Origin of the sequence: Streptomyces sp. TLI_105, from assembly GCF_900105415.1 — a bacterium.
Lineage (GTDB): Bacteria > Actinomycetota > Actinomycetes > Streptomycetales > Streptomycetaceae > Streptomyces.
Map to the genome: position 1 here is coordinate 8449885 of NZ_FNSM01000001.1, position 22148 is coordinate 8472032.

Sequence of the window (22148 nt, forward strand, 5' to 3'; positions counted from 1 at the left end):
TCTCTGGGGCGCAGCGTTTGAATTGTTCACGGGCTGCGGCAGCACCGGTTGCCGGTCCTCACTGACGGTACGCGGCTGTCGCGATCTCGATGAAGGATCGAATCAACGGGTTGGTGTCACCCTCGTTCCACACCGCCACCACTCGGCTCGGCGGCATGTCGGTCAGCGGGACCATGGCCAGCTCCGCGGGCAGGTCGTGTCCGAGCGGGGCCAGGCCGACCGTCCCGTTCCACAGCACGGCCTGCAGGCATTCCTGGACGGCGCGCACCACCGGGCCCTCGCGCGGCCTGCCACCGTTCCAGTACCACTGCCAGATGGGGTCGGTGCCCGGGGGGAACTGGAACCAGCGACGGTCGCTCAGCTCGGCCAGTCGCAGCCCGTCGCGGCGGGCCAGCGGATCGTCGGCGCGCAGGACCACGCCGACCGGATCGGTCCGCAGTGCGCGCACCGTCAGGGCGGTCTCGTCGAACGGCGCCCGAGTCAGCGCGACGTCGACCAGTCCGGCGCGCAGCCCGCAGGTCGGGTCGGTCAGATCGGTGTCGCGGATGCGGATGTCGATGCCGGGGCGGCTCCGGCGGTAGGCGGCGGCCAGCCTGGCCACTCCCGGGTCGGTGCCGTCGCCCAGGATCCCGATGGTGAGGGTCGCGACGCCGGCCGCCGTGCTCATGCGCACCCGGACGCGGTCGGCATGGTCGAGCAGGGCCCGCGCCTCGTCGAGCAGCACCGAGCCCACCGGAGTGAGGATGACCCCCCTGGGCGAGCGGGCGAACAGCAGGGCCCCGACATCGGCCTCCAACTGCTTGATCGCCCGACTCAGCGGAGGCTGGCTCATGTGCAGTCGGGTGGCGGCCCGGCCGAAGTGGAGTTCCTCGGCGACCGCCACGAAGTAGCGCAAGGTCCGTAGCTCCACGCTGCAACCATACCCACGAGGTATCGGCGCCGCGGGATGGGTCTTGGACACCGGCAGGGCCCCGGCGGTGCACTGGTGAGCATGACCGAAGAAGCGAAGACCAGCGAGCCGCAGACCACCCCCGTCGTATCGGTGGTGGGTCCCGGCGATGGCGAGACGATCGTTCTGGGCACCACCCACATGCGCGTACTGGAGGACGGCAGCCACACCGGGCACCGCCTCGCGATCGCCGAGTCCGTCCTCGCCCCGCACACCCAGGGACCGCCGCAGCACCGTCACGCCCGACACGACGAGGGCTTCTACGTCCTCTCCGGCACCGTGCGGTTCACCGTCGGGGACGAGGACTACGACGCCGCCACGGGCACGCTCGTGATGGTTCCGCCCGGTACCCCGCACACCTTCGCCAACCTGACCGACCAACCCGCCGTCATGCTCAGCACGTTCACCCCCGACCTGTACGTGCAGTACTTCCGGGAACTCCAGGAGGTGCTCGCCGGCGGCCGACCGCTGACTCCACAGGCCAACATCGACGCGATGAGCCGCTACGCGACCGAGCCCGCCACCGGCCTCGCCTGAAGCCGACGGAACAGCCCGTCCCGGCCACCCTCCTTTCGACCGGCGGGGCGGTGGCGCTGCCGCCTTTCGGCGCCCGGGCCCCTCGGACGACGGACCGGGCCTTCACCGGCGCTCTTCCGGCAAGCGACGCAATCGACGGGGCCCCGTGAACCGGTGGCCCATGAACGGGAACCATGAACATCGCCTATTGATCAGAAACGGCTCGGGTTCTCATCGACATGAGGAGTCTTCACCAAGGTCGCCTGATCCGCCTCGATGGTCCTGGCCGCCTGGGCTGCTTCCCGGAAGGTGACGACCGCCTCGCCGTTCTCCCGCGCCCATGCGGTGAGCATCCTGATGGGCTCCTCCAGGGTTCGCCCGAGATCGGTCAGGCTGTACTCCACGCGCGGCGGCGCCTCGGCGTACGCGTGCCGCTCGACGAGCCCATTGGCCTGGAGCCGGCGCAACGTCTGGGTCAGTACCTTGCGCGAAATGCCACCGCTCAGCTCGACCAGCTCGCCGTGGCGCAACGGGCCGTCGGTCAGCGCGAAGAGCGTGACCATGGACCACTTGCTGGCGATGATCTCCATGGCCAGGAGAGCGGGACAGTCGGCGAGGAAGGCAATTCCGGGTCGCAGGCTCATGCCCCGAAGGTTACCTAGAGGTACCTGACGGCCGCCTATCGTCGTCAAGGTGCGCACGCCCCCTTACTCGCATCTCGCACGATTGAGGTTTCAGGCATGTTCGTCTCCCTTGCCGTCGTCACCGTGTTCATGTCGGCGCTTCTCCTGGTATCGGCCGGGGCCAAGTCTCTGCGGACGCGGCACATCACCGAGCAGATGTCCACCCTCGGAGTGCCGCAGGGCATGATGGCTTTCCTGATCGGCGCTCAGATCGCGGGCGCGGCCGGTGTGATCGCCGGGCTCTGGTGGGGACCCGTCGGAATCGCCGCCGCGATCGGCCTGGCGCTCTATTTCGCTGGGGCGGTCGCCTTTCACCTGCGCGTCGGCGACCGCAAGGGCGCGTCTCCGGCGGTGGTCCTCACCATGGCCTCCGTCGCCCTGATCACATTGCGTGCTGCCACCCTCTGACAGCGGACAGCCGGTCTGACGCCCGCCTTGATCGTGCCGAGTGAGGTCGGTCTCCGATGAGGACGGCCACCGTTGATCATCGTGAGTTGTGTCGACAAACGAAGATCAGCCGGTGGCCGTGGGCCACAGCGTATTGATCAGAAACTCACGGGGGCCTCGTCCAGGACGTAGCGGACGTGTGGGCCGCCGAAGTAGCCGCGGACTATGTGCAGCTGGCGCTGGCGCCGGCGGAAGAAGCGGCGGGTTTCGGCGGCGAGTTCGGCTTGATCGCGGGCTCGGTGCTGCCGGGGCAGGCTGTGCTTGAGGTCGGCGTTGACCAGCTCGTCGGGGTTCAGCTCGGGTGAGTAGGCGGGGAGGAAGTGCAGCTCGACGTCGTCGGGGTGGGCGGCGAGCCAGTCGCGGACCTTCTTGGACCGGTGGGCGGAGTGCCCGTCGACGACGAGGTGGACCTTGTGGTCGAAGTGGCCGGCCAGCCGGTCCAGGAAGCGACACATCACCTCGGCGGTGAAACTCTCGGTGAAGACCATGAAGTGCATCCGGCCCCTGGTGCTGATCGCCGACATCGCGTTCACGGAGAACCGGTTCCCGCTCCGCCGTACGACGGGCGTCTTCCCCTTCTCACCCCAGGTGCGGCCGGTGACCTGGCCCGAGCGGATGCCGACCTGGTCGGCGAACAGAATCTCGCCGCCGTCCCTCCTCACCTTCGCCCTGATCGCCGGCCAGGTCTCCTCGTGCCAGCGGCGCACGGCCTCCGGGTCCTGTTCCACAGCCCGTTTGTCCGGGCGCTGGAAGGACAGGCCCCACCGCTTCAGGTACTTGCCCACCCCCACCTCGGTCAGCCTCACCCGGTACAGCTTCGCGATCAGCTCGCCCACCAGCCGCCGCGTCCACAGTTGCCCGCCCAGGCCCACGTCGCACGGGCGATGGTCGAGAACCGCCTGACGCACGGCGGCCTGCTCGGCCTCCCCGAGTACCTGGTGCACCCCGACCGGCTTGCCCCGCGGCTGCATGACCAGCGCCTCTCGCCCGCCGGCCCGCCACTTCGACCACCAGATGTCGACGGCCTTCAGCGACACGCCGAAGACTGCCGCCACGTCCGCACGGTCCCGGCCCGCCACCAACGCGGCCACCGCCCTCAACCGCAGGGCCTCTTGCGCCGACGGTGACAGATGCCGCGCGTCCCCCACCAGATCGCTCACACCCCACCAACGACCCAGAACCCAAACCGTTTCGGATCAATATGGGATCGTCGCGGGACTGCTCGCGCTCTTCTACTTCTACGCAGGCGCGTTGAAGGTGATCTGCAGCCGTGATCAGCTCCGACCGATGATGGCCTGGGTCGACCACATACCCTTGCCTGCCCTCAGGGCGCTGGGGGCGGTCGAAATACTCGGCGCCATCGGCCTGATCCTGCCGCCGCTGACCGGCATCGCCCCCTCGCTGGCGCCGGCCGCGGCCATCGGCTTCGTACTCCTGCAGACCGGCGCGATCGCCGTCCACCTGAGGGGCGAAGACCGCCGGATCGCACTCAACGCCGGGCTCACCGTCACCGCGGCGGTGACCATCTGGCTGGCCACCCGGCCGTGATCGAGCACAGTCCTCGACCGGGGGATGCGACTACAGGGCCGGCCGCCCCACAGCTGTCATTTCTCATGAACATCGAACACGCCGCCCTTCACGCGCTGCTCGGCTTCGAGGAGGCCGACACCTCCAGCGGCCTCCACCCGCTCCAGCGCCCGAAGTTCGGCGAACTGATGACGCACGCGCGGCCGGGCGACACCGAGCCCATTTCCAAGATGTTCCGCCTCGTGCGCGGCACCGGGCACATCCTCGACGTGCTCGACGTCCTTCACCGCGACGCGTCGCCCCGTGCATCCATGACGGCGCGGCTCTCCGCCATGGACCTACCGTCCGCTGCCCGCGCATCGGAGAGCTGCTGTCCATCGTGAAGTCCACGGTGCGGACCCTTGCCGCTGGCGAACTTCAGCGCGAGCTGACCTACGACGGACTGCGGGCCGCCGAGGCCAAGGCCGCAAGGGCGGACGCCGACCGGCCACCCCCCCGGCTGTGACCGTCGGTCAGGCCCGCGGGGTGCGCGGCTCCAGGCGGAACTCGAAGCCGAGGGTGCCCGGGTCGAGCGCGGTCGCGCCGCCGTCGACGGTGAGCACCGCACCGTTCACGAACGAGGCGGCGGGCGACAGCAGCCAGGCGACCGCCTCCGCGACCTCCTGCGGCTCACCGGGCCGCCCGGCGGGCAGGACCCGGGTCACCTCCTCGTACGCCGCTTCCAGACCGTCCTCTCCCAGGCCCGCCTCGTCGGCGAACCGGTTCATCCGGCGGTCCGCCATGTCGGTGCGCACCCAGCTCGGGCACACGGTGTTGGCGCGCAGCCCCGCGCCCCCGTAGTCGACCGCGAGCGAGCGGCACAGCTGGAGCAGCGCCGCCTTGGAGGTGGCGTAGGCGGCGTTCCCGACGCCGTTGCGCAGGGCGGACACCGAGGCCACCGCGACCACCGCGCCGCGGGCCTCGAGCAGGTGCGGGAGCGCGGCGCGCAGCAGCAGGAACGGACCGGTGAGGTTGGTCCGCATGACCTCGTCCCAGTCCTCCAGGGTCACCTCGCCCACCCCGCCGCCCCGCCCGATGCCGGCGTTGAGCACCAGACCGTCGAGCCGCCCGTACGTGCCGACCACCGTCTCTACGAGCGAGACCACCGCGGCGGGGTCCCCGATGTCCGACGGTACGGGCAGGGCGCCGGTCTCCTCGGCGACCAGCCGCAGCGGCTCGGGGCGGCGCCCGGACACCACCACCTTGTGTCCCGCCAGGGCCAGCGACCGCGCGGTCGCGGCCCCGATCCCCGTCCCGCCCCCGGTCACCAGGTACACGCGCTCGTCCACCATGCCCGCCGCCTCTCCCGTGTCTCGTCCGCCGTCCCGTCCCGGTGATCTTAGGCACGCGCCGCCCCCGGACCGGGCCGGCCGGCGAACCACACGGCGGGGCGCATCGGTCGGGGGGAGCGGGACCGAGAGCGGTCTGGCGCCGGGCGGGCCGTACGTCGGATCATGAGGGTGATCACGGACGGGTGGGGGAGAGCGACATGAGTGACCACACGGACGGCAGGCCGCGGATACGGGACGCCGTGGCCGGCGACCGGTCGGCCATCTGGCCCTTCTGGCACGAGATCGTCGCCGCGGGCGAGACGTACGCCTGGGACCAGGACACCGACGGGCAGGCAGCCCGGGCCCTGTGGACGGCCCCCGGCTCCCGCGTCTTCGTCGTCGAGACGGACCCGGCGACGGAGGCCGGCCCGGCGGCAGGGGCCGGGGCGGCGGCAGGGGCCGGCCCGGCGACCGGGACCGGGGCGGGCGCAGCCGGAGCGATCGTCGCCTCCGCCTCCGTACGCCCCCACCACGGCGGCCCGGCCAGGGGCGTGGCCAACGCCGGCTTCATGGTCGACCCCGCCCACGCCGACCGCGGCATCGACCCCCTGGCCGAACACGTCCTGGACGAGGCCCGCCGCGACGGCTACACGGCGACGGTGTTCAACGCCGTCGTGGAGACCAACCCCGCCCTGCGGCTGTGGCGGTCCCTCGGCTTCACGGTCCTGGGCACCGTGCCGGAGGCGTACGATCACCCCCGCCGCGGCCCGGTCGGCCTGCACATCCTGCACCGCCGGCTCTGAGCGTCGGCGAAGATAGGAAGACCCACCAACCCACCCGTGCCGTGCGGCACGACCAGAGGAGCGACGGCAGATGCCCCCTTCCGGGTCCGGAGCCAGCCCGCGACCGCCGACGATCGCCGACGTCGCCCGTACGGCGGGGGTCTCGCGGACCACCGTCTCGCACGCCCTCAACGGGCTCGGCAAGGTCGACCCCCGGACCCGTGAACGCATCAAGCAGGTGGCGGCCGAGCTGGGTTACCGACCCAACCTGCGGGCCCAGCGGCTGCGGCGCGGCGAGGCCCGGGCGATCGCGCTCGCCTCGTCGATGCCCTTCGCGGTGGCCGGCGGCCCGTCCCGGCTCGGCTTCTACATGGAGGTCGCCGCCGCGGCCGCCGAAAGCGCCCTCCTGCACGACTACGCGCTCGTGCTCGTACCGCCCGTGCAGTCGGGCGCCGCCCTGGACTCGGTCGACATCGACGGCGCCATCGTCGTGGAGCCCGACGTGGACGACGCCGCCGCGGCCCGGCTGCGGCAGCGGGGCCTGCCGTACGTGGCGCTCGGCCGGCCCGTCTCGCCGGACGAGGCCGTCCCGTACGTCGACCTGCACGGCGCGGCCGTCGCCGAGGCGCTCCTGACCCATCTGCGGGAGCAGGGCGCGAGGCGGCCCGCCCTGCTCGTCGGTTCCGGCGAGCGGCACTCCTCGGTGGACGCGCGCGCCGCCTACGAACGGCTCGCCGCCGAGTACGGCTGGCAGCCGATCGTGGCGAGCACCCCGGAGGCCGGCGGCGAACAGGCCGGCTACGAGCGGTGCGCCGCCCTGCTCGCCGAGCACCCCGACCTCGACGCGGTGTGCGCCCTGGTCGACGCCTTCGCCGTCGGCGCGCTGCGGGCCGTCCGGGACAGCGGGCGCACCGTTCCCGACGACGTCATGGTCGTCACCCGTTACGACGGTCTGCGCGCCCGCACCGCGCAGCCGCCGCTGACCGCCGTCGACCTGCACCTGGACCGGGCGGCGGCGGCCGCCGTGGACCTGTTGCTCGGGCGGTTGCGGGGGGACACCCCGGCCGAGGCCGTGGTGACGGTGCCGCCTCCGACGGTGATCCCGCGCGGGTCGTCGCTGCGGACGCCCCCGCCGGCGACGGGCCGCTGAGCCGCCGCCGGGCCGTCGGCTGTCGGCCGGCGAGACGGGGACGGGACGGCTGGACCGGGGCGAGCCGCCGGGGCCGGGGGCAGCCGCGAGGGCGGCCCGGATCAGACGCCCACCATGAGCACCACGCCCGACACCAACGCGAAGACCAGCACGAACAGGCGCATCCTGCGGGCGTCGATCCGCTGGTGCACCAGCCGGCTCAGCCACGCGCCCACGCCGATCGCCGGCACCAGCGCCAGGGCGAGGCCGAGGTCCGCCGTGTCACCCCGCCCGGTCGCGAACAGCAGCGCCAGCGAGGCGACTTCGCCGACGAGGAAGCAGGCCGCCACGGTCGAGCGCAGCTCGGCCGGCGGCCGGTGCTGGTAGACCAGCGCCAGCGGCGGCCCGCCGACGCCCGTCGCCGTCTCCGTCAGGCCGGTCACCGCGCCCGCGCCGACATAGGCGGCCTTGCCCGGTGTGAAGGCCGGTGCCGCCAGGCTCACCACGGCCGCCAGGACGGTCGCGAGGCCCACGTACAGCCCGAGTCGGCGGTCCGGGATCACCCACAACAACGCCAGGCCGGCGGGCGTTGCCGCGAGCCGCGCGGCGGTGATCCAGCCCGCGCCGCGCAGATCGAGCGAGGCCCGCTCGCGCCAGGCGACGTACAGGTTGAGCGGCACCATCGACGCCAGGACGAACACCGGCAGCAGCCCGGGGTCGAGGATCCCGGCCACCGGGGCGACGATCAGCGCGAAGCCCAGGCCGCTGCTGCCCTGGACGAAGGCGGCGGCGGTCACGGTCAGCGCGAGCACCGTCAGGGTCTCACCGGTCATCGCGCCGTGCTCCGTTCCCGGCCGGCCACGGCCGCGCGGGCCCGGGTGGACGTGGGGTGCGCGCGGGTGATCGCCGCCCGGGACACGGTCGCCTCGGCCAGCGCGGCGGCGCGCCGGACCAGTGCCGACCCGTCCCACCCGACCGGCCCGCCGCACCACATTCTGAGGCGTCCCGCGACGAACACGGCCGTGATCTGGTCCCTGTTGCCGCGCCGGACCAGCTCCCAGGGGAGGTCGTGGGAGAGCGCGAGTTCGGGGGTGGCGACGTCGACGAGGAGGAAGTCGGCCGCCAGGCCCGGGGCGATCGTGCCGGTGCGCGCGCCCAGGCCCACGGCGTCGGCGCCGCCACGGGTGGCGTGCTCCAGCCAGGTCCAGCCCGCGCCGCACGAGGAGTCCCCGCCGGCGAGCCCGTAGGCGATCCGCTGGGCGAACTCGGCCGCCTCGGCGAGTCGGAAGCCGTCCCCGCGGGTGCCGTCGGTGCCGAGGCCGAACCGGATGCCGCGTTCGGCCATGGCGGTGGCGGGCGCGACGGCGTTGCCCTTCCACGCGCTGGCCACGGGGTTGTAGCTCACGGCGGTCCCGGTGGTGGCGAGCAGGGTGAGTTCGCGCGGGGTGAGCAGGGTGGCGTGCGCGGCGAGCAGCTGGGGCCCGAGCGCGCCGATCGCGTGCAGGTGCTCCAGCGGCCGCAGGCCGTGGGTCAGGAGGGACCGCTCGACGGCGGCCAGATGCTCGTTGACGTGGATCTGGACGACGGCCCCGGCCGCCGCGGCGAGCGCGGCGGTCCGGCGCAACGTCTCCTCGGTGGCCGCCTCGGGGATGGAGACGGCGAGGGAGGGGTGGACCAGGGGATCGCCCTCGTACCGTACGAGGTGCTTCTCGGCGCGCTCCAGGACGCCGGGGCCGGTGGGAGCCGCGCCGTCCTGGTCGTTGCAGACGAGGCCCAGGACGCAGCGGAGGCCGGCGTCACGGGTGGCGGCCGCGATCACGTCCACGTCCACGTTCGCGCGGGTCCCGGCGTCCGTGACGGTGGTGAAGCCGCCGCGCAGTGCTTCGAGCGCGGCCAACTTGGCGGCCACGTAGGCCGATTCCTCGTCCAGCGCGCCCTCCAGCGGCACCCACACCCGGCGGAAGATCTCCGACGGTTCGCCGAAGGCGAGGGCGGCGCCGAAGCTCTGGGTGAGGTGGTGGTGGGCGTCGACGAAGCCGGGCATGAGGAGGTGGCCGGGGAGGCGCACGGGGGCGGTGTCCGGATGGCGGCCGATCAGTTCCCCGGCCGGTCCCACCGCGGTGAAGACGCCGCCGGTGACGACCACGGCGTGGCCGGTGGCGGGGCCTTCGGGCAGGAGGACGGCGTCCGGGAGGAGCAGGAGCGGGCCGGGGGAGTCGAGCAGGTCTCGCAGGGGGGTGTGCTGGTTCATCGGTCGCTTTCCGCGCGGGGGCCGGTCAGCCGGGCGGCGACGCCGGGCCGGACGTGGTGGAAGAGGATGTTGAGGACGGCGGCGACGAACGCGCCGACGGCGACGCCGCTTTCGAGGAGGATGCGGAGGTTGGGCGGGAAGCCGCCGTACACGCCGGGGACGAGGATCGGCAGCAGGCCGAGGGCGAGGGCGACGGCGCAGACGAAGGTGCTGGTGTGCCGGTCGAGGTCGGAGCGGCCGAGCATCTGGACGCCGAGCACGGTGATCACGGCGAACACGACCATCGCGGTGCCGCCGACGACGGCGGACGGGATGACGCTGATCGCCCGGGTGACCGGGGCGAGGAAGCCGATGACGATGAGGGCGACGCCGGCGGTCGCGGTGACGAAGCGGCTGCGGACGCCGGTGACCCGGACGATGCCGATGTTCTCGCCGCTGGTCACCATGAGCGGCAACCCGAAGAACCCGCCGAACAGGGAGGTGAGGGCGTCGCCGCGGACGGTCCTGGGCACGTGGACGCGCGGGTCGATCTCCTTGCCGACGGCCTGTGCGTTGATGACGGTCTGGCCGGTGGCCTCGGCCATCGAGGCGAGGCTGTAGAGCATCAGGGGCAGCGCGGCGAGCAGGTCGAAGCGCGGGGTGCCGAAGGGCAGCAGGTGCGGCAGGCTGAGCAGCCCGCCGTCGGCGGCGTGGCCGAGGGGGACGCGGCCGAGCGCGGCGGCGAGCGCGGTGCCGGCCAGCAGGCCGAGCATGACGGCGAGTTGGCGCACGACACCGGAGAACAGCAGGTAGAACGCGACGGTGAAGCCGATCGTCGCGATGCCGAGCAGGAGGTTCTGCGGCTGGGCGAAGCCCGGCTCACCGGGGCGGCCGGTGACCAGGACGGCGCCCACCTTCACCAGGTTCACGCCGACGATGACGATCATCGTGCCGATCACCAGGCCGGGGAAGAACGCGAGCAGCCGCGAGAAGAGGGGCAGCACGACGAAGGAGAACAGTGCGGTGAGGATGACCGCGCCGCACGCCGTCGGCAGGCCGTGCTGTCCGGCGATGGCCAGGAACAGCACGAGCGGGGCGCCGCCCGGCAGCATCATGAACGGCAGCCGGGGCCCGAACTTCCAGGGTCCGAGCGACTGGATGAGCGAACCCACGCCGGACAGCACGAAGGCCGCGGACAGCAGATCGACGGTCAGCCGGGCATCGAGCCGCAGGGTGGCGCTCATCAGGAAGATCGCGGAGATGGGCGTGGCGGCCATCACGAGCACGTGCTGGACCCCGAACAGCAGGATCCGGCCGAGCGGCCGGCGCTCGTCGACGGGGTGCACCGCCGCCGCTCGCGGAGGTCCGTCGGTGAGGGGGGTGTCCGGCGCCTCGTCCGGCGACGCGGCCGGGTTCGGGAGCGGAGTGGGGGACGTGGGCGGGGGCAGGGACGGGCGGGGGCGGGGACTGGACACGTTCGAGCTCCGTTCGGCGTTCGAATACGTCGTGGTTCAGCCGCGATCCGGCCCCGGACGGGGAGCCAAATCGATTTGGCCAAATCGATTTGGCCGCTAGTATGTGAGGGCACGCCCGGGCCGTCAAGAGATCCGACGGGCAAGCGAGCGCGAGGACGGCGGACCCGCCGACGCCACGAAGGCCGCGGCCCGGGCGAGCGGGCGGTGGTCCGGCACCCGGTGCCGGACCACCGCCCGCTCGCCCGGTCAGGAGACGGAGCGAGCGAAGAACTCCAGCCCCGCCACCTCTTGTGCGCATCAGCTCGCCAGGCCGTGCCAGGACCAGCCGTACCGACAGCGTGTCGCGCACCCGGACGTCGAGACACTGGGTGCCGCCGTCGTCGATGCGGGCGAGCCCCTCGTCTCGTACGACACCCTGCCGATGGTCACCCTCCGCGTGGACAACGCGGACCTCCAGGAGCTGAACACCAGGCCGGGCGTCAACAGCGTCACCGAGGACGTCCCGGCCGCGCCCACACTGAACGAATCCACCGTCAAGATCGGCAGCGACCAGGCCGTCGCCGCCGGGAAGACGGACGCCGACACTACGGTCGCGATCCTCGACACCGGCGTCGCCGTCAACCACCCGTTCTTCTCGGGCCGCGTGAAGACTCAAGCGTGCTTCCCCGTCGGCGCCGAGAGCTCCGGTGTCGTCGCGGCCAACTCGAGCCTGGGCGCCGTCCACTGGACCACGGCCTGCACCCTCGACCCCGTACGGCGGTCATAGACACCCTGCGCGCCACGGTCGTCGCCGCCGGCAACAACGGTTTCACCGATGCCGTCAGCGCTCCCGGCTGCGTTCCCTCCGCGACCACGGTGGGCTCGACCACCGAGACACCACCGACGGCGTCCTGCGCATCTACCTCCGACAGCCCGACGGAAAGACCCTCAGCGGCTGGACCGAGTACGGCCGCGGACACACCACCTCCTTCCGGCCCCTGATCGCCGGCGCCGCCGACGCCAACCTCGACGGCATCACCGACATGTGGGCCACCGCCGCCGACGGCACCCTGAAGTTCTCCAAGGGCGGCAGCTCCGTCCGCGGCCCGAGCACCCAGGTCGGCAGCGGCGGCTGAGGCACCATCAAATCCATCAGCTGACCTGGCTCCTCCCTCCCTGCGGCTGCGCAGCGCTCCGCAGCGGCCAGGAGATGCCACCGTGCCCCGCGGACACAGGGCTCACCAACATCCCCTGGCCGTCCGGAAGTCCACACACGCTTCCGTCTGAGAACGAGGACGAGGAGGCCTCAGCTCCACACACCGCTCACCCCCCACGAAACGCACCCCCAACCACGCAACCTCGGTGGTCCGACCACCGGACCGCACCGGAAGCACGCCGAAAAATCCTGTTCGCTGTCACCAGCCCCGACGCCATGGCGAGTGGGGAGCGCACCGCACAAGACGCCTACACGTACGCGAGGAAAAATTCACCCCCCCGGGGGGTGCCCGGGATCGGCCTCGGACACACGACAGCGCGGCCCTCCACCGGGTGATGGCGGCCCGCGCAGGGGGTCGTCGAGGACGGTCTCTCACGTGGCGGACCGCAGGCTTTCACAGCTCGGGCACAGCAAGTTCTCCAGGGCAAGACCTCTGGCCCCGGGCGGTGTTCGACGACTCGGTGCAGCTCAGCGCCGACGCGTTCTTACGCCGGACCATGCCGCCATCCAGGCACGAGGCGACGGCTGGGACGGCAATCCTCCATGCCGGAACCCCTCTTGAGAGGGACCACGCTCAGCCCAGTACCAGCAGCACCGCCAGGGCGACGAGGAGGGAGTCGATGCGGTCCAGCAGCCCACCGGAGCCGGGAAGCCAACGACCGGCGTCCTTCACCCGGGCGCCCCGCTTGACCATCGACTCCAGCAGGTCCCCGAGCGGCCCGCCGACCGCCACGGCCACCGCCGTCTGCCACGTCAGGGACGACAGCACGGCGAGCGTCAGGAGACCGGCCGCCGCCCCGGCCAGCGTGCCGCTCCACCGTTTGGCGGGTGACAGCGCGGAGAGCCGGGGGCCGCCGAGACGGCGACCGGCCCCGTACGCGACGATGTCGGCGATCGACACGGCCACGAACAGGACGAGGCCCACCGCGCCCGACGGGACGAGACCGGCCAGGGCACCCAGCCACACGAGCCCGAGCAGGCCCGCCCCCAGGCGGCGGAGCCCGTGCTCCGCGTCGCCCGACAGCAGGGGCACCCCCGCGATCGCGAGCGCCCCGACCGCCGCGACCCGAAGCACCTCCCCGGGGGCCAGCCAGGCGGTCAGGACGAGCCCGACGACCGCTGCGCCGAGCACCGCCCGGTCCACCGGGCCCAGCCGCAGCAGCCCGCCGAACTCCGCCACCGCGACCACCCCGACCACGGCTGCGAGCCCTGCGATCCCTGGCGGCCCGAGCCAGAACGCGCCCGTGACCACGGGGACGCCGAGCGCCCACACACACCAGCGGACCATCAGCTCACGCCGCCGGGTCGCCGCCACCGCGAGCCCGCCGACCGCCAGTGCCCCGCCGAGGTACGGCACGAGACCGGGGACCGTCGTCACCGGGAGACCCAGCCGCCCGGCACACCCGCCGCGACCGTGACCGGCGTCGCCACCGCCCCCGTCGCCCGCGCGCGCAGCGCGTCCAGGGCGCTCCGGCATGCCGCCACGATCCGCGCGTTCTCCGCCGTGTCGCGGACGGCGACGCGGACGGTCCGTCCCTCGTACGCCGGGGACATCGGCGACAGGTCCCGCAGGTAGACGTCGTGGCGCCGGCACTCACGCACCAGCCGGGCCGCGCTCGGTCCGCTCGGCGGCAGGGTCACGGTGAGGAAGTTCGCCACGCCCTCGTCGACCGAGAAGAACCCGTCGAGCTCCGAAAGCCCGGCGGCGAGCCCGCGCCGCAGCACCGCGGTACGCGCCCAGCGTTCCGCGTAGTACCCCGGGTCGCGCAGCGCCGTCACGGCGGCCAGCTGGGCCGGCAGACTCACGGGCCACGGCGGCGTCCAGCGGCGCAGCTCCCCGGCCGTGTCCGGGTCGGCCACCAGATACGCGGCCCGCATCCCCGACAGCGCGTACATCTTCGAAAGCGACGTGCACACCACCACCCGGGCATCGACCGAAGCGAGCCCGGCCAGCGACTCCGCAGGATCGACATAGCCCAGATACGCCTCGTCGATCCACCACCGGGTCCGCGCGGGAGAGGCCTCGATCACCGCCCGCAGCGCGTCGGCGGAAGCGTGGCGGCCGGTCGGATTGTTCGGATTGACCACCACCACGAGGTCGTACCGACCGCTCCCGGTCGCGGCGGCGAGCCGGGCCGGATCGAGCAGCCAGCCGTCCTCCCGGCGCAGCCGGAGCCGGTCCACCTGGCAGCCGATCACCCGCTCGGTGACATGGGCGTACTCGCCATAGCTCGGATCAAGCAGCAGCACCCGACTCTCCGGCGTCAACCACCGGCCGAACGCCCGGAAGATCAGATCGGACGAACCCGCCCCGACGACCAGCGACTCCACCGACAGCCCACGGACCCCGGCGATCTCCGCGAGCAACCCTTCCGCACCCGTCGGCGGCGAGGTCCGCGCCGCCCACCCCGGATCCTCCGACAACACCCCGCGGACCTCCGGAGACGGAGGGAACCAGGCATCCAGCACATCGGCCGCGACCACCTCGTGACGGCGGGCCAGCGTCCGGAAGTCCGTACCGATCGCGGAGAAGAAGGCACCGCCGTGCTCGCAGCCGTCCGCGCGCGGCGCGAACTCCACGTCCAACCGCCAGTCGAGACCCACCCGCAGCCGCTCCAAGGTCCGGCCGTGACGCTCCCGGACCGTCCTCGTCAGCTCGGCCACGGAACCGCTCAGCACCTCGAACGAGACCGCGCCCGAGCGGACCGGCCGCCCCACCGGCCGCAACCCGGCGGCGAGGTACATGTCCAGCAGCTCCGTGCGTCCCATCGCCACCACCTGGCGGCCGCCCCGCGCCGCGACCCAGCGCAGCGCCGCGTACATGAGGAGCGGCGCCGCCACGGTGGACCGCCAGCGCTCCTCGACGGTCAGGACGCGGATCTCGAACGGCGCCTCTTCCGACAGGACCGGCAGCTCCTCGCGCGTCAGGTACTTGTCCAGCGCGTAGCGACCGACCCACGGCGGGGTGAGACTGACGAAACCGATCCGCGTCTCCCCACGCGCGGCCACGAGATACACGTTGTCGCCGTCGAGCCCGTCGCTCAACCGCCCGGACGGATGCACCGGATGTTGGCCCAGTTCCTCCGCGTACACCCGATGCCGCAGCTCGTGAATCCAGTCGTGATCACTGGGCGTGGCTGCGCGCAGCTGTATGGCGTGGTCCATGAGCGTCTCCCCTGAGGCGATCCGGCATTCGCTCCCCAGCATGGAGGAGCCCGACGGACGACACCTGAGTACGTGTACTCACTTCGGTCACTGTCGCCGGGGATGTTCGAGGGTGGCGCGGCCGCGTTCGACGAGCGGCTTCGTCCCGCCGTACTGCAGGGCCGACGGTACGGGGAAGCAGGACCTCCTCATGCGTCGTGACCGGATCGGCGAACGCGCAGAGCGGTGGCGGGCACACCCGCAGGCCTGCCGTCCGGACGACAGGGGCACGTTCGAGTCCGGTACCACCGAGCCGGCCGACATCCTGCGCAACTACCTCGACCTGGAAACCGGAGCAGGCTGTAATGGCTTCACCCTTTACACGGACACCGTTGCCGACGCCGATTTCCTCTACAACCCCGACAGCTACACCGCGCCCCACACCGTCATGGACATGAAGCCGCCGTACGTGACCGGCAAGAGTTGATCACGTCAACACCGCGGCCGGACGGCTTCGACCAGGACAAATGCTCCGCCACGACCGCCCGAACATCCCCGTGCCACAGGAGAGCGATGATGGGCATCGAAGGCGCCGTGTCCTCGAAGGTTCTTGATCGTTTGAACCGGTGTGGGTATCAGTGCTGTCCGAGGTCGGGCGACGACTGCCGTGCTGGCGATGCTGCTCGTCGGCGGTTGCTCGGTAAAGTCGCAGCCGACGCTGCCGGCATCGGAGCAGGGCCGCAGGGACCTGATCAAAGCCGCCCAGCAGATGCTGGTGAACCGGTGCATGACTGCCCGTGGCGCTGCCGGGCAGCCTCCACGACAGGAGGCCTTGTTCGGTGCCGGTCCGGCTGAACTGTCGGTCACCCTCGCCACCGGCTACACCGTCCGCATGCATACCGACGGCTGCCTGGCCGAGGCCCACCGCTTCCTCTACGGTGACCAAGCCCGCTGGTTCCGCGCCGAGGTCACCGTCAACAATCTGCGCCCCGAGGCCCAGGTCCGACTCGCCGAGGACCCCGGCTACCGGGCAGCGCTCGCCCGCCGAGCCGCCTGCCCTGACGAGGACACCCGATGTGCGCGGGCAAGCGGCCTGGATGAGCTGCGCGCCCGGCTTGAGCCCCTCCGGCTCGCCGAGGTCCGTGCCGCGCACCGCGAGGAGATCGCCACTTACCACCAGTTGCGCGACCGCGCACTGCACCGCGCGGCCGGGCTGCTGGCCGGTCAATCAACCCCCCATCAGAAAGATCGAGCCCCCTCATGACGAAAAGCAGGCTGCTCACCGCCACCGCAGCGGCGTTCCTCCTCCTCACCGGCGGCCTCGCCGCGGCCGGTTCGGCCGGCGCGGCCGACTGTCCCAGTGGCGAGTTCTGCGCTTGGGAAAACGCCGACTTCGGTGGTCAGCGCGCCAACTGGTCGGGTGACGACGGCTGGTGGGAGAGCTGGATCGCCGACGAAGACTCCTCCTGGGCCAACCACGGAATTTCCGGTCCGGGCATCAAGGACCACGTCCAGGTCTACTCCGGGGCCCACCAGGGCGGCCACATGACCATCTGTCTCACCCCAGGCCAGGAGGTCAACTACAACTCCGCAGCCAATGACAACGGCGACTCCCACACCTGGGCCATGAGCTGCTGAAGCCATGCACCTGCCGAGGCCCCGCGGACACGGTCCAGTCGGGGCCTCGGCTCTCCCGTCTGGCGACTGGTCCACTGAGTTCTGCGGCGGCGCGGCGGAGTTCGCCGAGGGCCTGACCGAAGTCGGCGACTGCGGCGACCTGGGGTGTGGACAGGTGGGGGAGGCCTGGTCGGGGTTCGCCGGCAGAGGCAGGCAGGCCACAGGGGAGTCTGGGTAAGCCCCCTGGGGCGGTGACGTGCCCGCCCCGGCCGGAGTGCGCTGGAGGCAAACCTGGCCGGTCGTCCCGGCCGTCGCCGTGCGGTTTCGAAACGAGGCAGACGGCCGTACGGCGCGATGCGCATCGCATGGGGCGGGTGTGGAGCGAACGGGCGCTGCGCGTCGCCACCCACACTGCTCAGGTGCTGGTGACCGCGGGCGCGCCTGGAGCGGAGGTCCGATGGCTGGTGGGTGGAGCCGTAACCGTTTGGCGGTGTCCTGGTTTCCCCTCCTACGATGCTGGTGCGGTTCTCGTCGTCTACTGAGGTTGAACTCGTGGTGTCGTAGGGGCTGACGGCTGGTTGCTCATGCGGTATCAACGGGGCATGCGGTATCCACAAGGGGGCGGGCTGACCCCGGAACGGCAGCAGTTCCGCGAGGAGTTGCGGCTCCAGGCGGCCGAGCGGTTCGCCCAGGGCGAGGCAAGCTCGGTGATCGCCAAGGACCTTCGGGTCAGCGTCCGTTCGGTGCAGCGGTGGCGGCAGGTGTGGGATGAGGGCGGTCCGCGGGCTCTGCGGTCCCAGGGGCCGGCGTCGCTGCCGAGGCTGAGCCAGAAGCAGTTTGCCCAGCTGGAGGCGGAGCTGGCCAAGGGGTCTGCCGCGCACGGCTGGGAAGACCAACGCTGGACCCTGAGCCGTGTGAAGACGGTGATCGGCCGGCGCTTCCACCTGACCTACACGGTCCAGGGCGTGCGCAAGCTACTCGTGCGCAACGGCTGGTCCTGTCAGGTGCCGGCTCGACGGGCCATGGAGCGGGACGACGACGCGGTGGCCGGGTGGGTCAAAGAGGTGTGGCCCTGCGCGGAAGACTCGCGGCGGCCCGTGGAGCCTGGCTCGTGTTCGAGGACGAAGCCGGTTTCTCCATGACGCCGCCGCAGGCCAAGACCTGGTCGCAGCGCGGCCGGACCCCGGTGGTGCGGGTCCGAGGCCGTTCCCGCAGACGGATATCGATCGCCGCGCTGACCTGCTACAAACCCGGCCACCGGTCCCGGCTGATCTACCGGCCACGCAGGGACGACGGCCAACGCGACGGACGCAAGAGCTTCTCCTGGCGCGACTACCGTGACCTGCTGATCGCAGCACACCAGCAACTCGGCGGCCCGATCGTGCTCGTCTGGGACAACCTCAACGTCCACAAAGCCGCCGGCCTGCGCGAGTTCGCCGAGGCCCGGGACTGGCTGACCATCTACTACCTGCCGCCCTACGCACCCGACCTCAACCCCGTCGAAGGGATCTGGTCCCTCCTGCGACGCGGCTGGCTCTCCAACGTCGCCTTCAGCACCCCCGAACACCTCGTCCAGCGCATCCGACGCGGCCTACGGCACATCCAGTACCGCAGCGACCTCATAGACGGCTGCCTCGCCGAGACCGGCCTGCCCATCAAACCCGCCTGAGCAACAAACCCGCCTGAGCAACAACACGACACCACGAGTTCAACCTCAGTAACGGCCGAGGACACTGGTCTCCGGTTCGCCGGAATCAGACACCCGGGTTCGATCCCGGCGAGCGCTGTTCTCTCCACCGGTCCGCTCCCCGCACCCGCGGTGATGGTCCCGGGCCTTGCCACTGGCCCACACATGTCGGCGCCTACGGGGCTGGGCTCCCGTCCATGAGTCATCAGCCCCCTTATGCCAGCCGGTTCCTCGGTGAGTTCCAGGAGCTTGAGCATGGCCGGCCTGATGGCCCTTCGCTCCGCGCCGGCATCCGTGGTCAAGCCGGACCGGACGGACACCGGATCGCTCGGTACCTCCGTTCCGGATCCGTACTCGCTGCCACGGGAACCCGCGTGCACGATGTCCTCAGTTCCGACCGCGAACCGATCGACGTGCTCCGGTTGCACACCGACGGTCAGTGGCTCTGGTACTCGGACCTTGCCCACTACGTCGAGCGCTACCACATCGCACTGGACGAAGAGTTCCTCCAGCACGCCCGAAACCGGAACTTCACCCCGCCCCAGCTGTCACATGCCGACCTCCTCAAGATCGAGGAGACTCTGTTCGGCACTGAGAAATCCTGACCACCGGCCGAACTTGACGCGTTACGGGCCCGAGGCGTCTATCAGGGGCAGAGCCTCGCCTGCTCCCCCTGCTGGGATGGTCCCCGAGCCGTCCGTGCGCGGCGGTCACCTGGCAGGTAGCAGGTAGCAGGTAGCAGGTAGCAGGTAGCAGGCAGCGGGCAGCATCGCCCTGGCCCTCGGCTGGGGCGTGAGCGTGCCTTTCGCGCCCGGGCCGACCGGCTCTACGCAGCCGCAGGGGGGGGCAGCTCCTGATCGGCTTCCTGTTGCTGCCCGGCCACCTGCGGCGCTCGCGCCTGCGGTAGCTCCCTGCGGCCGCGCTGCTCAGATGCCGGTCAAGGCTGCCTCGGTGGGCTCCTCCTCCTTCGGCTGCTCCGCGACAGCGGCAGTGGTAGAGGCAGGGGCGTGGGCCGTGGGCCAGGTGTAGAGGGTGAGGCCCTGCCGGGTGTCCTTCTCCAGTTCGTCCTTCGCCACCAGCCTTTCCAGGGTGTTGCGGACGACCTGGTCCGACGTCGCGCGCTCGGGGTGGTCCGCCTTCAGCTCGGCGCTGATCTCGCTGACCTTCTTCGGCTCACCAGGCTGGCGGGCGAGGAGCTCCTTGAGGAGTTCACCGAGCGTGGGGGCCGTCGGCTTCACGGTCTGCTTCGCCGTCGTAGCCTTCTTGACGCCTGTCTTCTTGGCTGTCGGCGCCTTCCCGGCCACCGCCTTCTTTGCCACCACAGCCCCCTCCACGGCCGGGGCCTTCCCCGCGGGAGCCTTCTTGGCGACAGGCGCCTTCTTGGCGGCACGCTTGGCCCTGGTGGTCTTCTTCGCCGGAGCCTTCTTCACCGAAGAGGCGCCCGGGGTCTTCTCCGCCCTCGGCTGCGGCACGGCCGCAGCCTCCGCACCGGCGTCGGCCGCAACAGTGCCGTCCACCGGCTCGGCGGCAGCCGCCGGTTCACCCCCGGCGGCCGCCGGCAGGGACTCCAGCGTCGCGGCGAGCCACTTCTCCTCCTCCTGCAGCCGGCCCAGCCGAACAGTGAGAGTGGCCTGCTCGGCCTGGTTGGCGGCGAGATCAGCGGCGAGTTGCTCCGCGTACTTGCTCTGGATCGAGGTGTTGACCGGCTCCTCAGCCATGCACTCCACACTCCTCATGAGGGATGGGTATTGCTGCCGGATGCTACTTGTCGCAGACCGCGCCCGGGCGGTATAGCCCACAACACCCCTCAAACGATGCCCCGCACCGCACCCCACCGACGTCAAAGACCCCCACGGTGGTCAGCTCCACAGCCAACCGGTGCGCCGCCCTCACCCCAGGAACAGTGGATAGGCTCCCGCCATGACTGCTGAGTGGTATGTCCTCATCGAGGAGGACACCAGGGTGACGGAGCGCGCCGACGGCGTCGACTTGAAGCTGCACCGCTGGAAGATGGTGGGTACTCACCTGATTACGGGCACCGAGGAGCAAGCCGCAGCAGTGGCCCAGGACGCGGCCCTGCACTACATACCGGCAATCCTGGCTCGTCATGCCCGACCAGGAGACGAGCCGGCCCGGCACGCTTTCCTCACCCAGGACGGAGCCTGGCTGGTCCTTCTCAGGCAGCGGCACCGCGAGTGCCACATACGAGTGACCACAGCCCGGCTCATGCACGTACAAGAAGAGAAGCAAGCCCCCCAGAAAAGCCTGAAGGACAAACTCCTTGGCGTGCTGGAGGGCCCGCCGCCTTCCGCGAAACCGTGGACCCCCAAGGCATAGAACCAGGGAAGCGTAACCCCGCCGAACTGCCGGTAGACGGCACAGATCGGGGTACACGGGCGCACATGGCACCGAAGACCGAACAATTCCTGCGGGCCGTACGGCAGCTGCGCCGGGTCCGTGCTCTCTACATGTCAGGCGTTCTGTTGTGGGCGGCTGCCGCGGCCTGGACGGGTGGGTCCCATCCGGGGAGCCCGCAGATGTGGGTCTCCCTGCTTCTCCTGGTGGTTTTCGCCGGTTTGCTGTGCACGGCCTGGGTGTGGCTGCGGCGTCTCCAGGTCGCCCCGGGGCGTCGGCCTGCGCATCACGCCGCACCTCGACGGGCCGTCACCTCACGCCACGCGAGCGTGTGAACCCGACCCCGCGCGAACCTGGATTTCGGGCGCGCGCAGGGGCCGCATCTTCCCTTGCCCGAGGGCGGCAGAGACGCGGACCGAGGCGAGAACGGCACTGCTCAAGGCAGACAGATGGCGGGTCAGAGGCCGTTCAGGGCGGGTTCACCACGCGGGACGGCACTCACACAATGAGGGCAACACCTTCTCCGTCCGGCTGGAAGTCGATGCCGCAGACCCGTACGAGGCCAAACCGGACGCCGCAAGGCTCGTCTCGGCCCCGCTGGAGAAGGCGGGAATCGCAAAATCCGACGCCCCGCTCGGACCACCGGCCGTCACCGGTCTCCACAGCGATCTCTCACCCTGCACGCCACACGGCAGTCGTGGCGCAAGACCCCCGAGATCCTCCACGGCCCTCGGCCGGCATCGAGCTTCACCCCGGTGCAGGCACCGAACCGTTGAATCCGACCGACACGAGCCGGGTGAAGCTGATGGTTGGCACGCCGGCGGTCCCTGCCGGCTTGCAACGACGATGCGAGGGCATACGAGCAGCATCCCTCGAAAGGAGCTTGCTCATGCTCGGCATAGTCGCAGCGGTGCTGTTCTTCGTCGCGTTCCTGATCAACGCGGCGGACATCGCCACCAATGCTGCGTTCACCTCGACGAACGTGATGTTGCTCGGGCTGACCGCCCTCTCCCTCCAGGTGGCGGGCATCGGCGCCGGCCACGGCGCCAGACGGCGCCCCTGGTCCCGCTCTTGAGGCTCCGCCGCCTCCCGTGACCATGAA

26 protein-coding genes are annotated in these 22148 nt (G+C 71.4%); 16 read left to right on the forward strand and 10 right to left on the reverse strand.

Annotation, left to right across the window (positions count from 1 at the left end; all coding sequences use genetic code 11):
- Positions 1 to 58: 58 nt before the first annotated feature.
- Positions 59 to 910, reverse strand: a complete 852-nt coding sequence (locus BLW86_RS38565; RefSeq protein WP_256341601.1) for a LysR family transcriptional regulator — start codon at positions 908 to 910, stop codon at positions 59 to 61.
- A gap of 81 nt (positions 911 to 991) precedes the next feature.
- On the opposite strand from BLW86_RS38565, the gene BLW86_RS38570 reads away from it, so the two are divergent.
- Complete coding sequence (locus BLW86_RS38570) at positions 992 to 1486, forward strand: cupin domain-containing protein (RefSeq protein WP_177181892.1); 495 nt, start codon at positions 992 to 994, stop codon at positions 1484 to 1486.
- A gap of 191 nt (positions 1487 to 1677) precedes the next feature.
- Here the strand turns inward: BLW86_RS38570 and BLW86_RS38575 are convergent, their stop codons facing one another.
- On the reverse strand, positions 1678 to 2109 hold the full coding sequence (locus BLW86_RS38575; RefSeq protein ID WP_051787295.1) for a winged helix-turn-helix transcriptional regulator: 432 nt from the start codon (positions 2107 to 2109) through the stop codon (positions 1678 to 1680).
- A 96-nt stretch (positions 2110 to 2205) separates the two neighbouring features.
- Between BLW86_RS38575 and BLW86_RS38580 the strand changes: the two genes are divergently transcribed.
- Positions 2206 to 2556, forward strand: coding sequence for a DoxX family protein (locus BLW86_RS38580; RefSeq protein WP_093878314.1), 351 nt, complete (start codon positions 2206 to 2208; stop codon positions 2554 to 2556).
- Between the two features lie 137 nt (positions 2557 to 2693).
- Here the strand turns inward: BLW86_RS38580 and BLW86_RS38585 are convergent, their stop codons facing one another.
- Entirely contained in the window at positions 2694 to 3695 is a 1002-nt protein-coding gene (locus tag BLW86_RS38585; protein ID WP_093878315.1) for an IS630 family transposase, read from the reverse strand.
- 106 nt (positions 3696 to 3801) lie between these two features.
- Here BLW86_RS38585 and BLW86_RS42675 point away from each other — a divergent pair, with 106 nt between their 5' ends.
- From BLW86_RS42675 to BLW86_RS43675, 3 genes are all read left to right on the forward strand, one after another.
- Entirely contained in the window at positions 3802 to 4143 is a 342-nt protein-coding gene (locus BLW86_RS42675; protein WP_093879105.1) for a DoxX family protein, read from the forward strand.
- Positions 4144 to 4208: 65 nt separating this feature from the next.
- Positions 4209 to 4505, forward strand: a complete 297-nt coding sequence (locus BLW86_RS43670; protein WP_256341602.1) for a recombinase family protein — start codon at positions 4209 to 4211, stop codon at positions 4503 to 4505.
- Positions 4502 to 4627, forward strand: coding sequence for a hypothetical protein (locus BLW86_RS43675; protein WP_256341603.1), 126 nt, complete (start codon positions 4502 to 4504; stop codon positions 4625 to 4627). The genes BLW86_RS43670 and BLW86_RS43675 overlap by 4 nt, the downstream gene beginning before the upstream one ends.
- A 7-nt stretch (positions 4628 to 4634) precedes the next feature.
- On the opposite strand, the gene BLW86_RS38600 is transcribed toward BLW86_RS43675, so the two are convergent.
- Positions 4635 to 5453: an SDR family NAD(P)-dependent oxidoreductase gene (locus BLW86_RS38600; RefSeq protein ID WP_093878316.1), complete on the reverse strand. Its 819-nt coding sequence runs from the start codon at positions 5451 to 5453 to the stop codon at positions 4635 to 4637.
- 197 nt (positions 5454 to 5650) lie between these two features.
- Between BLW86_RS38600 and BLW86_RS42375 the strand changes: the two genes are divergently transcribed.
- Both BLW86_RS42375 and BLW86_RS38615 read left to right on the forward strand, forming a co-directional pair.
- Entirely contained in the window at positions 5651 to 6235 is a 585-nt protein-coding gene (locus BLW86_RS42375; RefSeq protein ID WP_177181894.1) for a GNAT family N-acetyltransferase, read from the forward strand.
- A gap of 70 nt (positions 6236 to 6305) precedes the next feature.
- Positions 6306 to 7364, forward strand: coding sequence for a LacI family DNA-binding transcriptional regulator (locus BLW86_RS38615; protein ID WP_093878318.1), 1059 nt, complete (start codon positions 6306 to 6308; stop codon positions 7362 to 7364).
- 101 nt (positions 7365 to 7465) lie between these two features.
- On the opposite strand, the gene BLW86_RS38620 is transcribed toward BLW86_RS38615, so the two are convergent.
- Genes BLW86_RS38620 through BLW86_RS38630 form a run of 3 tightly spaced genes read right to left on the reverse strand, consistent with a single transcriptional unit; the run spans position 7466 to position 10919 of the window.
- Positions 7466 to 8176, reverse strand: a complete 711-nt coding sequence (locus tag BLW86_RS38620) for a sulfite exporter TauE/SafE family protein (protein ID WP_093878319.1) — start codon at positions 8174 to 8176, stop codon at positions 7466 to 7468.
- Complete coding sequence (locus BLW86_RS38625; protein ID WP_093878320.1) at positions 8173 to 9594, reverse strand: amidohydrolase family protein; 1422 nt, start codon at positions 9592 to 9594, stop codon at positions 8173 to 8175. The genes BLW86_RS38620 and BLW86_RS38625 overlap by 4 nt, the downstream gene beginning before the upstream one ends.
- Positions 9591 to 10919 carry a uracil-xanthine permease family protein gene (locus BLW86_RS38630; RefSeq protein ID WP_093879106.1) on the reverse strand — a complete coding sequence of 443 codons (1329 nt, stop codon included), beginning with the start codon at positions 10917 to 10919 and terminating at the stop codon, positions 9591 to 9593. Before BLW86_RS38630 ends, BLW86_RS38625 begins: the two co-directional genes overlap by 4 nt.
- A 232-nt stretch (positions 10920 to 11151) precedes the next feature.
- Here BLW86_RS38630 and BLW86_RS38635 point away from each other — a divergent pair, with 232 nt between their 5' ends.
- On the forward strand, positions 11152 to 11814 hold the full coding sequence (locus tag BLW86_RS38635; RefSeq protein WP_093878321.1) for a S8 family peptidase: 663 nt from the start codon (positions 11152 to 11154) through the stop codon (positions 11812 to 11814).
- A gap of 1003 nt (positions 11815 to 12817) precedes the next feature.
- On the opposite strand, the gene BLW86_RS38645 is transcribed toward BLW86_RS38635, so the two are convergent.
- Positions 12818 to 13621: a phosphatidate cytidylyltransferase gene (locus tag BLW86_RS38645; RefSeq protein WP_177181895.1), complete on the reverse strand. Its 804-nt coding sequence runs from the start codon at positions 13619 to 13621 to the stop codon at positions 12818 to 12820.
- Positions 13618 to 15408 carry a histidinol-phosphate aminotransferase family protein gene (locus BLW86_RS38650; RefSeq protein ID WP_093878323.1) on the reverse strand — a complete coding sequence of 597 codons (1791 nt, stop codon included), beginning with the start codon at positions 15406 to 15408 and terminating at the stop codon, positions 13618 to 13620. Before BLW86_RS38650 ends, BLW86_RS38645 begins: the two co-directional genes overlap by 4 nt.
- Before the next feature lie 190 nt (positions 15409 to 15598).
- Between BLW86_RS38650 and BLW86_RS38655 the strand changes: the two genes are divergently transcribed.
- The 6 genes from BLW86_RS38655 to BLW86_RS43680 all read left to right on the forward strand — a co-directional run bounded on the left by BLW86_RS38655 (position 15599) and on the right by BLW86_RS43680 (position 19296).
- Positions 15599 to 15874: a hypothetical protein gene (locus BLW86_RS38655; RefSeq protein ID WP_143060334.1), complete on the forward strand. Its 276-nt coding sequence runs from the start codon at positions 15599 to 15601 to the stop codon at positions 15872 to 15874.
- 189 nt (positions 15875 to 16063) lie between these two features.
- Complete coding sequence (locus BLW86_RS38660) at positions 16064 to 16651, forward strand: hypothetical protein (RefSeq protein ID WP_256341605.1); 588 nt, start codon at positions 16064 to 16066, stop codon at positions 16649 to 16651.
- Positions 16648 to 17025, forward strand: coding sequence for a peptidase inhibitor family I36 protein (locus BLW86_RS38665; RefSeq protein WP_093878325.1), 378 nt, complete (start codon positions 16648 to 16650; stop codon positions 17023 to 17025). Before BLW86_RS38660 ends, BLW86_RS38665 begins: the two co-directional genes overlap by 4 nt.
- A gap of 581 nt (positions 17026 to 17606) precedes the next feature.
- Entirely contained in the window at positions 17607 to 18146 is a 540-nt protein-coding gene (locus BLW86_RS38680) for a helix-turn-helix domain-containing protein (protein WP_093879109.1), read from the forward strand.
- A complete protein-coding gene (locus BLW86_RS38685; RefSeq protein WP_256341748.1) occupies positions 18143 to 18673 on the forward strand; it encodes a transposase in 531 nt (176 codons plus the stop codon). The genes BLW86_RS38680 and BLW86_RS38685 overlap by 4 nt, the downstream gene beginning before the upstream one ends.
- A 392-nt stretch (positions 18674 to 19065) precedes the next feature.
- A complete protein-coding gene (locus BLW86_RS43680) occupies positions 19066 to 19296 on the forward strand; it encodes a hypothetical protein (protein WP_256341606.1) in 231 nt (76 codons plus the stop codon).
- A gap of 321 nt (positions 19297 to 19617) precedes the next feature.
- Here BLW86_RS43680 and BLW86_RS42380 read toward each other — a convergent pair whose 3' ends face one another.
- On the reverse strand, positions 19618 to 20409 hold the full coding sequence (locus BLW86_RS42380) for a hypothetical protein (RefSeq protein WP_093878329.1): 792 nt from the start codon (positions 20407 to 20409) through the stop codon (positions 19618 to 19620).
- Positions 20410 to 20611: 202 nt separating this feature from the next.
- On the opposite strand from BLW86_RS42380, the gene BLW86_RS38700 reads away from it, so the two are divergent.
- Positions 20612 to 21028 (forward strand): hypothetical protein, encoded by a 417-nt coding sequence (locus BLW86_RS38700; protein WP_093878330.1) that lies wholly within the window; start codon positions 20612 to 20614, stop codon positions 21026 to 21028.
- 907 nt (positions 21029 to 21935) lie between these two features.
- Positions 21936 to 22121, forward strand: coding sequence for a hypothetical protein (locus tag BLW86_RS38710; protein WP_093878332.1), 186 nt, complete (start codon positions 21936 to 21938; stop codon positions 22119 to 22121).
- The last annotated feature ends 27 nt before the right edge of the window (positions 22122 to 22148 follow it).

What these genes read in the sequence shown, in the direction of transcription:
- BLW86_RS38700 (WP_093878330.1), top strand. Translation starts at nt 20,612, where the DNA reads ATGACTGCTGAGTGGTATGTCCTCATCGAGGAGGACACCAGGGTGACG.
- BLW86_RS38680 (WP_093879109.1), top strand. Translation starts at nt 17,607, where the DNA reads ATGCGGTATCCACAAGGGGGCGGGCTGACCCCGGAACGGCAGCAGTTC.
- BLW86_RS38650 (WP_093878323.1), bottom strand. Translation starts at nt 15,408, where the DNA reads ATGGACCACGCCATACAGCTGCGCGCAGCCACGCCCAGTGATCACGAC.
- BLW86_RS42380 (WP_093878329.1), bottom strand. Translation starts at nt 20,409, where the DNA reads ATGGCTGAGGAGCCGGTCAACACCTCGATCCAGAGCAAGTACGCGGAG.
- BLW86_RS38570 (WP_177181892.1), top strand. Translation starts at nt 992, where the DNA reads ATGACCGAAGAAGCGAAGACCAGCGAGCCGCAGACCACCCCCGTCGTA.
- BLW86_RS38685 (WP_256341748.1), top strand. Translation starts at nt 18,143, where the DNA reads ATGACGCCGCCGCAGGCCAAGACCTGGTCGCAGCGCGGCCGGACCCCG.
- BLW86_RS43670 (WP_256341602.1), top strand. Translation starts at nt 4,209, where the DNA reads ATGAACATCGAACACGCCGCCCTTCACGCGCTGCTCGGCTTCGAGGAG.
- BLW86_RS38660 (WP_256341605.1), top strand. Translation starts at nt 16,064, where the DNA reads ATGCTGCTCGTCGGCGGTTGCTCGGTAAAGTCGCAGCCGACGCTGCCG.
- BLW86_RS38665 (WP_093878325.1), top strand. Translation starts at nt 16,648, where the DNA reads ATGACGAAAAGCAGGCTGCTCACCGCCACCGCAGCGGCGTTCCTCCTC.
- BLW86_RS42375 (WP_177181894.1), top strand. Translation starts at nt 5,651, where the DNA reads ATGAGTGACCACACGGACGGCAGGCCGCGGATACGGGACGCCGTGGCC.
- BLW86_RS38655 (WP_143060334.1), top strand. Translation starts at nt 15,599, where the DNA reads ATGCGTCGTGACCGGATCGGCGAACGCGCAGAGCGGTGGCGGGCACAC.
- BLW86_RS38625 (WP_093878320.1), bottom strand. Translation starts at nt 9,594, where the DNA reads ATGAACCAGCACACCCCCCTGCGAGACCTGCTCGACTCCCCCGGCCCG.
- BLW86_RS38615 (WP_093878318.1), top strand. Translation starts at nt 6,306, where the DNA reads ATGCCCCCTTCCGGGTCCGGAGCCAGCCCGCGACCGCCGACGATCGCC.
- BLW86_RS38600 (WP_093878316.1), bottom strand. Translation starts at nt 5,453, where the DNA reads ATGGTGGACGAGCGCGTGTACCTGGTGACCGGGGGCGGGACGGGGATC.
- BLW86_RS38710 (WP_093878332.1), top strand. Translation starts at nt 21,936, where the DNA reads ATGCTCGGCATAGTCGCAGCGGTGCTGTTCTTCGTCGCGTTCCTGATC.
- BLW86_RS38620 (WP_093878319.1), bottom strand. Translation starts at nt 8,176, where the DNA reads ATGACCGGTGAGACCCTGACGGTGCTCGCGCTGACCGTGACCGCCGCC.
- BLW86_RS38575 (WP_051787295.1), bottom strand. Translation starts at nt 2,109, where the DNA reads ATGAGCCTGCGACCCGGAATTGCCTTCCTCGCCGACTGTCCCGCTCTC.
- BLW86_RS38580 (WP_093878314.1), top strand. Translation starts at nt 2,206, where the DNA reads ATGTTCGTCTCCCTTGCCGTCGTCACCGTGTTCATGTCGGCGCTTCTC.